At 52.0% G+C, this 13,994-nt stretch carries 14 protein-coding genes; 3 read left to right on the top strand and 11 right to left on the bottom strand.

Going from position 1 to position 13,994, the window contains the following annotated elements:
* The first annotated feature begins 109 nt into the window (after positions 1-109).
* The gene (locus AB9F26_RS07060) at positions 110-868 is read left to right on the top strand and encodes a hypothetical protein (RefSeq protein ID WP_369767690.1); all 759 of its coding nucleotides are present in this window, start codon (positions 110-112) and stop codon (positions 866-868) included.
* Between the two features lie 44 nt (positions 869-912).
* On the opposite strand, the gene AB9F26_RS07055 is transcribed toward AB9F26_RS07060, so the two are convergent.
* From AB9F26_RS07055 to guaA, 8 genes are all read right to left on the bottom strand, one after another.
* A complete protein-coding gene (locus AB9F26_RS07055) occupies positions 913-1,533 on the bottom strand; it encodes a TetR/AcrR family transcriptional regulator (protein ID WP_335586691.1) in 621 nt (206 codons plus the stop codon).
* Positions 1,526-2,389 carry a polyphosphate kinase 2 gene (ppk2, locus tag AB9F26_RS07050; RefSeq protein ID WP_369755728.1) on the bottom strand — a complete coding sequence of 288 codons (864 nt, stop codon included), beginning with the start codon at positions 2,387-2,389 and terminating at the stop codon, positions 1,526-1,528. Before ppk2 ends, AB9F26_RS07055 begins: the two co-directional genes overlap by 8 nt.
* A gap of 58 nt (positions 2,390-2,447) precedes the next feature.
* Entirely contained in the window at positions 2,448-3,365 is a 918-nt protein-coding gene (metA, locus tag AB9F26_RS07045; RefSeq protein ID WP_335586692.1) for a homoserine O-succinyltransferase, read from the bottom strand.
* A gap of 41 nt (positions 3,366-3,406) precedes the next feature.
* Positions 3,407-4,267, bottom strand: a complete 861-nt coding sequence (locus tag AB9F26_RS07040; protein ID WP_335586693.1) for an ATPase — start codon at positions 4,265-4,267, stop codon at positions 3,407-3,409.
* Between the two features lie 124 nt (positions 4,268-4,391).
* Entirely contained in the window at positions 4,392-5,498 is a 1,107-nt protein-coding gene (locus tag AB9F26_RS07035) for a hypothetical protein (protein ID WP_335586694.1), read from the bottom strand.
* 182 nt (positions 5,499-5,680) lie between these two features.
* A complete protein-coding gene (locus tag AB9F26_RS07030; protein ID WP_335586695.1) occupies positions 5,681-6,583 on the bottom strand; it encodes a DMT family transporter in 903 nt (300 codons plus the stop codon).
* Positions 6,584-6,602: 19 nt separating this feature from the next.
* Complete coding sequence (locus AB9F26_RS07025) at positions 6,603-7,538, bottom strand: class I SAM-dependent methyltransferase (protein WP_369757653.1); 936 nt, start codon at positions 7,536-7,538, stop codon at positions 6,603-6,605.
* Entirely contained in the window at positions 7,529-9,094 is a 1,566-nt protein-coding gene (guaA, locus tag AB9F26_RS07020; RefSeq protein ID WP_369767689.1) for a glutamine-hydrolyzing GMP synthase, read from the bottom strand. The genes AB9F26_RS07025 and guaA overlap by 10 nt, the downstream gene beginning before the upstream one ends.
* A gap of 191 nt (positions 9,095-9,285) precedes the next feature.
* Here guaA and AB9F26_RS07015 point away from each other — a divergent pair, with 191 nt between their 5' ends.
* Complete coding sequence (locus AB9F26_RS07015) at positions 9,286-10,824, top strand: trimethylamine methyltransferase family protein (RefSeq protein ID WP_039003538.1); 1,539 nt, start codon at positions 9,286-9,288, stop codon at positions 10,822-10,824.
* 44 nt (positions 10,825-10,868) lie between these two features.
* Here the strand turns inward: AB9F26_RS07015 and AB9F26_RS07010 are convergent, their stop codons facing one another.
* Positions 10,869-11,156 (bottom strand): DUF6477 family protein, encoded by a 288-nt coding sequence (locus AB9F26_RS07010; protein ID WP_039003539.1) that lies wholly within the window; start codon positions 11,154-11,156, stop codon positions 10,869-10,871.
* A gap of 216 nt (positions 11,157-11,372) precedes the next feature.
* Here AB9F26_RS07010 and AB9F26_RS07005 point away from each other — a divergent pair, with 216 nt between their 5' ends.
* Positions 11,373-12,494 (top strand): DUF6456 domain-containing protein, encoded by a 1,122-nt coding sequence (locus AB9F26_RS07005; protein WP_335585522.1) that lies wholly within the window; start codon positions 11,373-11,375, stop codon positions 12,492-12,494.
* 74 nt (positions 12,495-12,568) lie between these two features.
* On the opposite strand, the gene AB9F26_RS07000 is transcribed toward AB9F26_RS07005, so the two are convergent.
* Together AB9F26_RS07000 and AB9F26_RS06995 are read right to left on the bottom strand one after the other, a co-directional pair.
* Entirely contained in the window at positions 12,569-13,114 is a 546-nt protein-coding gene (locus AB9F26_RS07000) for a peroxiredoxin (RefSeq protein ID WP_369755720.1), read from the bottom strand.
* Positions 13,115-13,292: 178 nt separating this feature from the next.
* Positions 13,293-13,979, bottom strand: coding sequence for an aquaporin (locus tag AB9F26_RS06995; RefSeq protein WP_335585591.1), 687 nt, complete (start codon positions 13,977-13,979; stop codon positions 13,293-13,295).
* Positions 13,980-13,994: the final 15 nt, after the last annotated feature.

The following is a 13,994-nucleotide window of genomic DNA, read 5'->3' as shown; positions in this document are numbered from 1 at the left end:
AAAGGGTTCGCATTTTGCGAGCCCTTTTTCTTTGCCCCGCGGATTATATGTTAAGGCTTTACAACTACAGCTCCCTGATTATTCTAAAGAAAATACAACGGGCGGCTCTATGAAACTGACTGGAAGACTTCTCGCGTTCGTGATTGTCACCGCTTCGGTACTTGTCGCGTGCGATGCGCCGCCGAAACGTTTGACTGACGAAGAGCGCGCAACACGTGAGGCGGCACGTGAAGCTAAAAGATTTGCAGATGGCGAGGCTGCGGTCGAAGCCTGCAAGGCTTCCTATTGCGAACGTTTGGACCTAGATGGAACACGGCTGAACGACTTCACGGTGCTAAATGATATGAGCCATGTCAAAGCGCTGATGATCAGCAGAACGAACTTCGCTAATCTAAGCGACATTGCAAACCTGACAGAGCTTCAAGAGCTTCATATGTCGTATACCGACGTTCCGGACTTGAACGGGCTCAGCGCTTTTTCGAATTTGGATATTCTTCACATGGAAAGTTTACGCGAAAAACCAAGCCTTGAGCCGCTATCGACTCCGGCGCTCACTGGCTTGGTTGAACTGGCGTTGTCTCCCCAAAAGGAAAACAGCATCGCTTTTGTCACCAATATGAAGTCCCTCAAGCGGCTCAGGTTTGGGTATGGTGAAGTCGGCAATCTCAAACCCCTTAGTGGGCATCCTTCATTGGAGAAGTTGTCGTCGAATGCAGATATTCTTCAATGGCAGCGCGGGCTGTTGCAGCTTCCGCGACTGAAAGAGTTTTACGTTGACTATAGTATGAAAAACCTTGATCCCGGTATACGGGACGCCTTGGAAGAAAAAGGGCTGCTCGTCTATGCGCCCCCCATGGTCATGTGTTGAGGTTCTCCTTTGAGGCCTGATTTTTTGCCTTTAGAAGCTAAATTTCAATCGTCCGGATCAACCAACCCGAGGCCGCGCAGATAAATCCCTATACCACTTTCCAAAAGGTCTTCGGGTGGGAAAGGGGCGATGGTGCCCGGTGCGCCGCGGGCAAAAAGCTCAACGACACCATGGCTTAAGGCCAATATATGGGCCGAGAACATGCTCGCGGGCGGGCGTTTGTCTGCGGGAATGTGTTTGGACAATTCGTGGGCCGCGTGTTCCAACGTGCCTTTGGCCTTTCTTGCCGCTGCCGCGAGTTCGGGTGTGCGGTTGACAGAAATTCCGCTCTCAAACATCGCCACATAATGCCCTGGATGGCGGCGTGCAAACGCGAGATAGGCGCGACCCGTAGCTTCAAAGCTTGCCAACGCTGAGGGTTGGCCCGTTGCATAGGCGTATTCCATCAATTCTCCAAAGATTTCATACCCTTGGCGCGCCACTTCCGCGATCAAATCCTCGCGTCCCTCAAAATGCCTATACACAGCAGCGGGGGTCACACCCGCCGTTTTAGCAGCTTCAGACAAGGTAAACCCAGTGGGGCCTTTGGTCTCGATAAGGCTCAGAGCTGCTTCGACCAATGCTTGTTTGAGATTGCCGTGATGATATCCACGTTTTTTAACCATTCCACATTTCCGGTCCACCACAAATCGAGTAATCAATTTCCGGTATTTCTGATTTCTCTTTATAATCAATGCATTTCAGGATGGACTTAATGGTCTCAAGGCGCGCGCGACGTTTGTCATCGGCGCGGATAACGGTCCAAGGTGCGAATTCCGTATGGGTCCGCGTCAGGGTTTCGGTTATGGCTTCGCTATAAGCGTCCCATTTTTTCAGGCCCTCAACGTCAATCCAGCTAAGTTTCCATTGCTTTAGCGGGTCTTGCTCACGTTCAAGAAATCGTCGCAACTGCTCTGCACGACCCACGTTGAGCCAGATTTTGACCAAGTGATAGCCCTCGTCCGCCAACAGACGCTCGAAGTCGGGAAGCTGGGCAAAGAAATGGGCGCGTTGATCGGGTGTACAGAAGCCAAAAACATGCTCCACAACGCCGCGATTGTACCAGCTGCGATCAAACATCCTGACCTCACCTTTGGTGGGTAAATGATCGACATAGCGTTGAAAATACCACTCGCCAGCTTCGCGTTCTGTTGGTTTGGGTAGGGCAACGTTCTTAGCAATACGCGGATTGAGGTTCTCTCTGAGGCGCGAAATCGCCCCGCCTTTGCCAGCCGCGTCCCGCCCTTCAAACAGCACCACAAGACGTTTGCCACTGGTGATGAAATCGGACTGCAATTTGACCAATTCTAACTGAAGTTGCTCCATTTGCGCGTCATAAGCTTTACGCCCCATCAGTTTTTTATAGGGATAAGCCGGCGCAAGAATATCTTTTGCACCCGCGTTCTCAATCGATTTTCGGATCTCGTCGGGTGCTTCATTTTTGTAGAAATGGGTTATGTCGCCAACAAACGGTAAATCCATCGCGGGGCTCCTCGCTTTTTTTTAAGTATGACGTGCAGTTAGCCGCAATTCAATCAGCTTAGGTCCCGATTTCGTCCATATTGTATTTTGTCGTTTGGTAAATTTCGTTTAACCAATTGCCATAAAGCAAATGTGCGTGGCTGCGCCAACGGTTTTGCGGCACTTGGCTTGGGTCATCGTTCGGGTAATAGTTTTGTGGAATATTGATCGCCGTTCCCGTCTCGATATCGCGGTCATATTCCTGTTTAAGCGTGTCTGAATCATACTCAAAATGGTTAAAGATATAGAGCGCGCGATGGTCGGGATCTTCAACCAAACAGGGGCCTGCGTCCTCGCTTCCCAAAAGCGTTGTGAGGTTTTTTGCTGTGTCGATTTCGTCTTGGTGGATTTCGGTCCAGCGACTTACCGGAATGACGCAATCGTCTGAAAAACCACGCAAATACTGGGAGCTGGGGTTAAGGTTTTGGTGGCGAAAACAACCAAATAGCTTGTGATCCAACAGGTGTTTGTTGATTCCGTGGAGATGGTGGATCATGGCCATGCCCCCCCAACAAATCCCAAATGTGGAATGCACGTTGGTTTGTGTCCAGTCCATAATGCGGCACAGTTCGTCCCAATAGGTGACGTCCTCAAAATCCAAATGCTCAATCGGCGCGCCAGTAATCAAGAGGCCGTCAAATTTGCGGTCCTTGATTTCGTCGAACGTGCGATAAAACGTTTCCATATGTTCCGCAGTGGTGTTTTTTGTTTGGTGCTCGCTCATACGGATCAAGGTCAGGTCGATTTGCAACGGCGTCGCCCCGATCAGACGCGCAAACTGGGTTTCGGTCTGAATTTTCTTGGGCATCAGATTAAGAAGACCGATTTGCAACGGGCGAATATCTTGGCGTGCGGCAAGTTGTTCATCCATCACCATCACGCCCTCGCTCGAGAGAACCTCATAAGCGGGAAGGGAGGATGGAATCTTAATCGGCATGGGAAACTCTTTTCTGAGATTGGTCTAATTAGATAGGTCGCTTAGGAGCGGTTCTCAAGGGTATCAGAAACCAAAGCGTTGAAATCGTCAGGCGATTTGAGGCGGGCGACTTCGCTTGCGGGAACGGAAATGCCCCAATTATCGGCCATCGCTTGATACCGTGGTTGGCGCGCAGTCAACGCGGCACGATACGCGGCTCGAATGAAATCATTCGGATTAACATCCTCTTGCTTCACGTTGTTTTCTTTGAGGTATTCATCCCAAAACGGGAGCAGAAAGCTGGCCTGATAGCACATGGGTTTGGGCGATGCATTGAAGCGCGCGATAAGGGCCTCAGTGTGTTCATTCCCGCCCTCAATCCAAATCATCAGGGTGCTGTCAGACAGCGTTTTGAGCGTTGGGTCGAGGGGATTCCACGGGTCAACGACTTCGCAAATAGAACCACCAGAGTCGCAGATGAAATTGTCATAACCATAAAGCTCGGTCGCACGCTTGATGAAATAAGGCGTGTCCATCAGCGCACTCACCTCGGCGATGTGGTGCTGTTTTTGCCGCCGCATATATTCGTCTATCGGCAGGCCGCCCAAGGCGGAGCTGCCCGGTTTTCCGAGGTATGTCGAAAGGGGCGCGAGGTTTTCAAATGTGAGGTTTGAGGCAATGTAAATGCTGTCGCTAAGAAGGAGTTCCGCGAGAAACGGGTCCAGCAACGCATGCGCTTTGAAATTGTCGACGATAAATTCGCCCATGTAGCGCGTGCCGATCCGATAATCGATGGAATAGTGGAACCAGTCGCCGGACGCGCGCAACATATTAGAGATATAAGTTTTTCCAAGACCAGACATCCCAAAAAGCAGGGCGTGTTTATTAGGGTTTTCGGACCATACTTGGGCAGAGGGGATCATGGAGGTGGCTTTCGATTGCTTCCTCTCCGTCCTACCCAGCGCGAGGTGGGCGGTCAATTGCTAGAAACAGAAAAGGGCCCGCCGTTGCCGGTAGGCCCAGTTCATAATCAGGTATTTATCGTGATTAGAGTGCGAAACCAATCCGCAAACCAAAGGCCAGCGCATTGTTGTCTTGGAAGCTCGACGCTGGGCCACCCAAACCAAGGGTGGTTTCCGCATCGCCAATCATGACATATTTCACGCCTGCCGTGATTTTCATGTTTTCGCGCGTATAGGTTCCGCCGAGACCCACCGAGAATTGTCCGTCGGTTGGGTTGAGGTTGGACTGGTAGCCGCCATTGGATTTTTCATAACCCGCAGAGATGGCGCCCGACCAAGAGTCGCTAAATTTACGTCCAACGCCAAGGGTGTAGGTGAAAACGTCGTCCTCGTAGGATACCAGCGAACCGCCACCTGTGAGGGTCGAATAGTCGGTTGGGGAAATGTCATAATCCGACCAGTTAACCCACCGAATGGAGCCGAAAACCAACGTGTCTTCTGCGACACCGGATTGGAATTCGAGGTTCACAGATTGTGGTGAATTCACCTCGGTTACGGAGGTGTTATCCGCGCCCAAGGCTGCCGAGGACTCGGTGGTTTCAAGGTCGTGGGAGATTTTCGAGTTGTAGGTCAATGCGACCCGCAAAGCGATGTCCGGACGCTCATATGCAGCCCCAACCAAGTAGCCGAACGCGCCATTTTTGCTGCCAACGGCGTCATATGATGACACAAACGGGATATTCGCGGTAGCTTCGAGGGTTTCGTAGCGCAGACCGCCGAAAACGCTGTAACCTTCGTTGATATTATATTTCAGGATACCAGTGATGGCCGCCGTGTTAAGTTCGGCAACGGATCCCGTCGCAAAATAGGGAGCCGAGGGATAGGCAACATTGGCACCGAAGGGTTGGTCGATGATGATTGCTGCATCCAGTTTGTCGCTAAAGCTGTGCTTATATGCGCCCGAAAACTGGGTATAAGCAGGAGCCATATCGCCCGACGCACCCCCTGGAGTTGGCGAATATGCTGTGCCGACGCCCGAGATACTTGGGTTTACTGTGCCGACAGAAACTTCAACATAGTTTCCCTCTTCAAAAAGAATGGCAGTGCTTTGATAGGAGCGATCTACACCACCCGCGAGTGCGGCGCTGGTGGTCGTGGCCATGAGGACCGCGGTGGTTGTTATAAGTTTCATTTTCCCCTCCCTGGGAATGTTCAGACATCTATGAGTGAAGTCGGTGTGAAGATGCCGCTCAGGGGGCATCCAAGTCAAATTTGACGCCGCGTAACCATTTTGGGACGTTAAGTTTTGCAGAAAGTACCGCAACGTAATTGTGTTATTTCAGTCACCGGTTTCTTATAACTGAACTGTTGGGTTTAGCTTTGAGCCTCCCGTGAAATCCGCGACTCATGCACAAGATTAAGATAATTTGCACTAAAGATAATAATCGCTCCGATCCATACATAGATGTCGACGGTTTCGTTAAACAAGATAAACCCTAATATTGCGATAACCGGCAGACGGGCAAAATCGATCGGCATAATGGACGCCGCAGGGGCTAAGGATAACGCCCGCGTTAAGCATAAGTGCGCCATCAACCCCATGAGGCCAACGATAATCACCGCAGGTACGAGGGAGAGGCTGGGCAGAGCAATCTCGCCGTCATAGCCCGACATCACAACGCCAAAAACTGCTTGTGTGACGGTGAGGTAGAACATGATCGCCGTGATTGACTGAGTGCGGGTCAGGCGACGTGTCAATAGGCTCGTGAGGGCAAAACAAATGGCAGCCAAGGCCGCGAGGCCTTCGCCCAAGGACAAGTTGCCAAATGTGGGGCGCGTTACAATCAAAATCCCAGCGAAGCCGACCAATGCTGTCAAAGCGCGGCTTCCGGTAAGTTTTTCCCCCAAGATGAACGGAGCGAGAAGCAACACCCAAACGGGCGATGTGAACTCAATGGCAAACACTTTGGCGATTGGAATGAGGAAAAGAGCTGCGAACCAAAGGTTTTGCCCCGTAAAATGAAACAGATTGCGCACCAGATGTTGACGAAAATAGCGCAACGTGATTTCGGAGTGGCGTTTGGACCACAGGATATAGCCGCAAACAATGACCACACCCGTAAAAGAGCGGTACATCATCAACTCAAACGTATCCAATTCCTGCATGACCGCGCGCCCCGCGATGGCCATTGCGCTAAAGGCAAACACGGCCCCACACATCCAAAACGCAGCATGGATAAAATCCGCATGGTCGGTGTTTTTTGACGGAGGGATCATAGGTCAGTCCAAACTAGTTTTAACGTTTTTGAACGAACCAATAAGATTGATAGGGATCGTTGAGGGAGCGGTCTTGCTTCACGATTTTGAGGTCGGGGAATTGCGCGTGGAACCACGCAACGGTCATGGATGTGTCGCCGTAAGTTACATCCCCGTCAACTGTTTCTCGGCTATGGGGAACAAAAGCAAACCCGTCTGCAACGTGTGACGCTTCACAGTGCGCACGCTGTTGGGGGGCGGTTTCTTTGAAATGCTGTGCCCAATACTCGATCTCGCGCGTTGTGATAAGGAGGACGCCATCCGCAGTGAGATATTTTGCTACCGTTGAGATTCCCGCGCGCGTGGCACGTTCAGAAAGGTGCGTAAACACCGAGAAGGCAAAGATAAAATCAAATCGCGCGTCACCGACGGGCAAGTCTGTGGGCAAATAATCAGAGACCGCGAAATTTGTGGTTAGGCCATCGTTTTTACAGATTTCGATGGAGCGATCCCAAGGGTCGACGCCGAAGTAGTTTTCTTCCTCGGTAAAAAAATACATCATGCGGCTGATGCGGCCATAGCCACAACCAAAGTCCAGAATTTTGGCGTCTGACAGGGATTTCCCTGAAATTTCAGAGTAGTTATAGGCCGCAGATCGCACGAAATCGAGCGTCTGGGTCAAAAGGAACGCGCCGCTGTTGCCAGTCCAATTGCGTTGAACCTCGGCCTCGGCCATGCGCGGAAGCAAGGCCGACAACTTGGGGTAAGTCGCATCGGGCAGCGAAATAAGAAACAGTCCGAAATCCGACAGCCCCAACGCCCGAAGACGCGCAAGCGCTTCGCCTCGCGTGGATTGCGCGGTCAGGTCGGACTCAATCTTCGCAAGCAACTCACTGCTTTGGGAAAACAAGACGGGTTCGATGGGCGCAGGAGCCTGTGGAGCTAATCTCGCGCGTAAACGTTGCTTTATTCCCACTCGATCGTACCGGGAGGTTTTGAGGTGATATCATAGGTCACGCGGTTGATACCTTGAACTTCGTTGATGATCCGCGTCGCGGTTTCGCCAAGGAATTCATGGGTAAATGGATAATAATCCGCCGTCATTCCGTCCACCGACGTGACTGCGCGCAAAGCACAGGCGAAATCATAGGTGCGCCCATCGCCCATCACACCGACGGTGCGCACAGGGAGAATGGCGACGAAAGCTTGCCAAATCTCGTCATAAAGACCGTGTTTGCGGATTTGATCGATATAAACGGCATCCGCTTCGCGCAGGATCTCAAGTTTGGCGCGGGTAATCTCACCGGGGCAACGGATCGCAAGGCCAGGCCCTGGGAAGGGATGACGGCCAATAAAGCTCGCGGGAAGGCCAAGTTCGCGGCCCAACGCACGGACCTCATCCTTGAACAATTCGCGAAGTGGTTCCACGAGTTTAAGACCCATCTTCTCAGGCAGGCCGCCCACATTGTGGTGGCTTTTGATCGTGACGGAAGGGCCGCCGGAAAAGCTCACGGATTCAATCACATCGGGGTACAACGTGCCCTGAGCGAGGAATTCCGCGCCTTCGATTCCATTGGCGTATTTCTGGAACACATCAATAAACAAGCCACCGATGATTTTGCGCTTGGTTTCGGGATCAGATTGCCCGTCGAGCGCGCCCAGAAACAGCTCTTTTTCATCCGCATAGATCAGCTTGATTTTATAATTGTCGCGGAACATTTTTACGACTTCTTCGGCTTCATTCTTGCGCAGCAAACCGTGGTCAACAAACACACAGGTCAGCTGATCACCAATCGCTTCGTGGATCAAAACCGCTGCGACCGAGCTGTCTACGCCGCCCGACAACCCACAGATAACCTGCTTGTCACCGACTTGTTCGCGGATTGCGTCAATCGCTTGTTCGCGGTACGCGCCCATGGTCCAATCGCCTGTAAAGCCTGCCATTTTGACAAAATTTTCGTAGAATTTCGCGCCATTCGGGGTATGGTGAACTTCAGGGTGGAACTGCACCGCATAGAAACCGCGTGCCGTGTCTGCGGTGATCGCGAAAGGAGCGTTTGGCGAGGTGCCATATACTTCAAACCCGGCAGCGATGGCGCTCACGTGGTCGCCGTGGCTCATCCATACCTGCTCTTTGTCTTGTGCAAACCAGCCGTCCAAAAGGTCGATTTTCTCGCCGGTTGGCACAACATAGGCGCGCCCAAATTCGGCCGTTCCGTGGCCGGATTCAACCTTGCCGCCCAGCATATGCATCATAACTTGTTGACCGTAACAAATGCCCAAAATAGGCACGTCGAGGTCAAATACCTCTTTTGGTGGACGGGGCGATCCCTCGTCAATCACGCTGGCGGGGCCGCCTGACAGGATCACCGCTTTTGGCGCAAATTCGGCCAAGAAAGCAGGAGTCACTTTTTGAAACGGATGGATTTCACAATAGACAGAAAGCTCGCGCAGACGACGCGCAATGAGCTGCGTCACTTGGGACCCAAAGTCGATGATTAGCAGGCGCTCATGCGAAGGAATATCATTCATTATTTGGCAATAATGTGCATGGGCGTTCTGTGCAAGTGGTTGCGACCCTCGGGCGGCAATTTGCGTGTAATTTTTAAACTGCACATGGAATTAAACACAAATGTCGCTTTCCGTCCAAAAATGTCTGTTTTTAACACCGCCAAAGGCAGCGGTCATGAGAACAAAAGTAAACATCGGTATAGGAGACGTTTATGACGTTAGAATCAGGTCGCAAACGGGGAGGCGGCGGTTCTGCGCGTCGCGCCGCACGCAGTGCCGTAAGTTTTGATACCGCGCCCGTCATTGATCGCGCGATCCCAAATTACGAAATCCTCAACGAGGAAGCGCTTCAAATAATCGAGCGCAACGCCGAAACGATTTTGGCAGAAACAGGTGTGAATTTCCTCGAAAATCCGGAAGCGTTGGAGCTTTGGCGCGCGGCTGGTGCGCAAATTGAGGATGATCGCGTGCGGATTCCTCGTGGATTGGCGCGGGAATTGTGCAAAACAGCGCCGTCGAGTTTTATCCAGCATGCGCGCAATCCCGAACGGAATGTGGAAATCGGCGGCAAAAAACTGGTGCTCGCGCCTGTTTATGGTCCGCCCTTCGTGCGCGATCTTGAGGGTGGGCGCCGCTATGCCACCATGGCTGATTTCGAGAATTTCGTGCGTTTGGGCTATATGTCCAAATTCTTGCACCACTCCGGCGGAACCGTGTGTGAGCCGACCGATGTACCAGTGAACAAGCGGCATCTCGACATGCTCTTGGCGCATATGACCTTGAGCGATAAGCCGTTTATGGGCTCGGTTACTGAACCTAGCCGCGCTCAAGACAGTGTGGAGATGTGTGAAATTCTGTTCGGCAAGGACTTCGTGCGGGACAATACGGTGATGACGTCGCTCATCAATATCAACTCACCGCTCTCGTTTGACTCGATTATGATGGGGTCGCTTGAGGTCTATGCGCGTGCAAATCAGGCCTGCATTATTTCGCCTTTCGTTGTTGGCGGGGCTATGGCACCTGTTTCCGTCGCGGGGACATTAGCGCAGGTTTTGGCCGAGGTTATGGCGGGCGTTGCCTATAGCCAACTGATCCGCAAAGGCGCTCCGGTGATTTTCGGAACATTTGTGACGTCGATCGACATGAATTCGGGTGCACCGACCTTTGGCACACCAGAAGCTTCACAAATCCTTTACGGTGCGGGCCAGCTCGCGCGCCGCCTTAACCTTCCGTTTAGGTCTGGTGGCGGGCTCTGTGGCTCAAAGCTGCCCGATGCGCAGGCGGGATATGAAACCGCAAATACCCTCAACGCGGCTCTTTTGGGCGGCGTGAACTTCATGCTCCATGCCTGTGGTTGGCTTGAAGGCGGGCTTGTAGCTTCGCTTGAGAAGTTTGTTCTTGATGCGGACCAACTGGGGGCTTTGCACAAGCTCGCTGAGGGCGTTGCGATAGATGAAAACGCCCAAGCCATGGACGCGATCGTTGAAGTTGGGCCGGGGGGGCACTTTTTAGGGTGCGCCCATACCCAAGCGAATTATCAGTCGGCCTTTTGGCGCAGCAATGTCCTCGACTATAAACCCTTCGAGACGTGGGAAGACGAAGGCGCGCGGGATAGCCAATCTTTGGCCGCGACGAAGGTGAAACAACTGCTCTCAGACTACCGTGCTCCAGCACTTGATCCCCTAATCGAGCGAGCCCTTAGGAGCTATGTAGCTGAAAAGAAAGCCTCTGTTCCAGATTCGTTCTTATAGACACAATTTACCTCAAATTGGGGCGGAAACTGGTTTTCCGCCCTTTATGCTGTCCGCACCGCTAATAATTTTGCTTCCCCCATAAGCGCGACAAGCATCTCAATATGCAGCATTACACTGTAACTTGCGTCGCCCAATTTCCGCTTTTCTTCGAGAATCTGTTCCTCACTCATGAGGGTAATTACGGCCTGTCCAGGGCCCGGAAGACGTGCGTCTTTGATTAGGCGTGGAAGGTGACGGTCCCTATTATACTCGCTTAAACCGTGGCGAGCAGCTCGAACGAGGAGGCGAGGGCGGTTCAACATTTTCAGCATTGTTAGGATATCATTCATGGTCTTCTCCGTGAGTTTTTGATGTCTACACAGAATGACTCAACTTACGCGTGTGTTGCGGATGAAAATAATCGCCGAACGTTAGTTTACCGATTGTTTAGCATTTGGAAACAATCATAGCGAAGTCACAAGATTTTAACGAGGGCGTAACCAATTGAAACATCATTCCTTCCTACAAAATCGCCATAAGACCATTGCCAACTCAAGGAGACTGTAATGGGGGAAAATTTGGATAGCAGACCGGTTCGTACGTTGCTGCCCCACTGGGTACCGGATGCCGCTGAACGCTATTTACTTCACACGGAAACGGGTCTGTCCATTCGTGCCGTGGCACGAAACGCTGGATGCCACGCGTCCACTGTTTTGCGTCAAATCCGCCGGTTTGAAAACCGTCGCGATGATATTCTAATCGACAAGGCTCTGCGCGACTTGGGCAAAGCACATTTTCCCAACAGCCCTATAAACAAGGATACCCAGATGGCTGCGCCCAAACGAAACCCAAACCAAACGGCCTCTGATATTGAGCTGCATTCCGAGGCGCAACGGGTGTTGCGACGCCTGTGTGAAACAGGGGCGGTTTTGGTCGTTGCTGGGAATATGGATAAGGCAGTTGTGCTGCGGGATCTTCCCGGTGGGAAATCCGCGCGCACGGCAATTGTTGATCGTCATATTGCCGAGGCGATGGCGCTCAAAGAATGGATAAAATGCAAAAAATCCGGTAAAATCGCCCAGTATGAAGCGACGGTTTCTGGCCGTAGTTTCCTGAAATCCACAATGGACGCCCCAAACCGTATGGGCGGGATGGCACATGGGTTTGCCGAGGCCCCCACGCGTTTTGATGCCGCTCCCACCACATGGTCCAATGATCGTGACGAAGACCGGCCGGTTAAGCGCTATACCTTGGCAGAAAGCCCGCTTATCGCCTTGGCCCGTCGCCGTGACAAAACCGGTAAGCCCTTTTTAAACGACGATTTAGTCGCCGCCGGCGAGCGGCTTCGGGAAGATTTCGAATTGGCTCAAATGGGGCTTCAGGACCAAAAGATTTGGGAGCAATATTTGATGCAAATCGAAGATGGCTCAACGGTTTCGACGCCCACGTTTCGCAATGAAAAACAAAAGGCCGCCCATGATCGCACCCGTGAGGCGCTGCGGGATTTGGGCCCGGGACTTGGGCATGTCGTTTTGCGGTGTTGCTGTTTCCTTGAGGGGATTGAAACCACCGAAAAAGAGATGGATTGGGCCGCGCGGAGTGGCAAAATCGTGCTAAAAATCGCCTTGCAACGGTTAGCTTTTCACACGACGAAGTCCTATGGAAAACACGGACCGATGATTGGTTGATGCGCAAAATATACGAAAACAAAAAAGGGCCTTTCCAATGGAAGGCCCTTTTCGTGTCTATAAAACGTGAAGCCTTAAGCCGCGACTGATTTCTCTGCGCGGAGCCAGTTCAACAGGTTTTCTGGTGAGGACTCGCCATAGGTATCCTCAGTGCCATTGTCGGCAATGCCGGGTTCTGCGAACCAGCCCTCGATCACACCGTCATTCACGATGGCTGCATAGCGCCACGACCGCATGCCAAAGCCTACGTTGGATTTCTCAACCAGCATGCCCATTTTGCGGGTAAATTCGCCGGAACCGTCGGGAATGACGTTGACGTTTTTAAGGTCTTGGCTCTGGGCCCATTTGTTCATCACAAAGCTGTCGTTGACGGACAAACAATAGATGCCCTCGATGCCTTCATGTTGGAAGTCAGCAAAGCCTTTTTCAAACCCTGGGAGCTGAAACGTCGAGCAAGTTGGCGTAAACGCACCGGGGAGGGCGAACAAAATAACGCGTTTGCCAGCGAAATAATCGCGGGTTGTTTTGTTTTCCCAGCGGAACGGATTGTCGCCGCCAATAGACTCGTCGCGAACGCGGGTGTGAAATGTTACGTCTGGAAGTTTTGCGCCAATTTGCATGTCTGCTCCTGTCGTGTTTTTGAATTCGAATGCGGTTTATAACGATTCTAAGTAGCGTGCAATGGCGTGGCTTCAAGGCTGAATCCGTTTGGAATTTTAGTTTTCTTACTTAAAGCGGTGCGACAAAAAGGCCGCCCCGAAGGACGGCCTTGTATTGCGCGACTTTGTGCTATGTGGGTTAAGCTGCGTCTGCGCGGGTAATGCCTGCGCCGTAAAGCACGCCTGCCAGCGCACCACCTGCGAGTGGTGCCACGATGAAAACCCAAAGTTGGGCGAGGGCGGTTCCTCCTGCGAACAACGCAGGTGCAATGGAGCGCGCAGGGTTCACCGAAACACCCGTAACGTTGATGCCAACAAGGTGGATGCCCAATAACGTCAAGCCAATTGCCAGACCTGCAAAAGCTGCCGGTGCGCCTTTTTCCGTTGATCCAAGAATGACGGTCACAAAGATAAATGTCGCGACGATCTCGAATATTAGCGCGGCAACGAGGGTATATTCCCCATTATAACCAACTCCATATCCGTTTTGACCAAGGCCATTTGCGGCAACGGAATAGTCCGCTTTTCCCGATGCAATTAAATATACAGCCGTGATGGCAAGGATGGCGCCGACAATTTGCGCCACAGAATAACGGATGAATTCCCCCACATTCATGCGGCCCGACGTGACCATCCCCAACGACACTGCTGGGTTAAGATGCGCGCCAGAAATCGCGCCGATGCCATAGGCGGCAGCCACAATTGAAAGGCCAAACGCCATGGAAATACCAACGTGCCCAATCTCAAAGCCTAGCACTGCTGCGCCGCACCCAAAAAACACCAATACAAAGGTGCCAAATACTTCTGCAATTTCTTTTTTCATAATATGTCTCTCCATTGG

The organism is Falsihalocynthiibacter sp. BN13B15 (assembly GCF_041205415.1).
In the GTDB taxonomy this organism is placed as follows: Bacteria; Pseudomonadota; Alphaproteobacteria; order Rhodobacterales; family Rhodobacteraceae; genus Falsihalocynthiibacter; species Falsihalocynthiibacter arcticus.
This window is presented reverse-complemented; position numbering and strand designations above follow the sequence as displayed.

Coding starts and splice junctions, on each gene's coding strand:
- AB9F26_RS07040 (WP_335586693.1), bottom strand. CDS start 4,267: ATGATCCCCTCTGCCCAAGTATGGTCCGAAAACCCTAATAAACACGCC.
- AB9F26_RS07000 (WP_369755720.1), bottom strand. CDS start 13,114: ATGCAAATTGGCGCAAAACTTCCAGACGTAACATTTCACACCCGCGTT.
- AB9F26_RS07055 (WP_335586691.1), bottom strand. CDS start 1,533: ATGGTTAAAAAACGTGGATATCATCACGGCAATCTCAAACAAGCATTG.
- AB9F26_RS07010 (WP_039003539.1), bottom strand. CDS start 11,156: ATGAATGATATCCTAACAATGCTGAAAATGTTGAACCGCCCTCGCCTC.
- metA (WP_335586692.1), bottom strand. CDS start 3,365: ATGCCGATTAAGATTCCATCCTCCCTTCCCGCTTATGAGGTTCTCTCG.
- AB9F26_RS07015 (WP_039003538.1), top strand. CDS start 9,286: ATGACGTTAGAATCAGGTCGCAAACGGGGAGGCGGCGGTTCTGCGCGT.
- AB9F26_RS07035 (WP_335586694.1), bottom strand. CDS start 5,498: ATGAAACTTATAACAACCACCGCGGTCCTCATGGCCACGACCACCAGC.
- guaA (WP_369767689.1), bottom strand. CDS start 9,094: ATGAATGATATTCCTTCGCATGAGCGCCTGCTAATCATCGACTTTGGG.
- AB9F26_RS07060 (WP_369767690.1), top strand. CDS start 110: ATGAAACTGACTGGAAGACTTCTCGCGTTCGTGATTGTCACCGCTTCG.
- AB9F26_RS07005 (WP_335585522.1), top strand. CDS start 11,373: ATGGGGGAAAATTTGGATAGCAGACCGGTTCGTACGTTGCTGCCCCAC.
- ppk2 (WP_369755728.1), bottom strand. CDS start 2,389: ATGGATTTACCGTTTGTTGGCGACATAACCCATTTCTACAAAAATGAA.
- AB9F26_RS07030 (WP_335586695.1), bottom strand. CDS start 6,583: ATGATCCCTCCGTCAAAAAACACCGACCATGCGGATTTTATCCATGCT.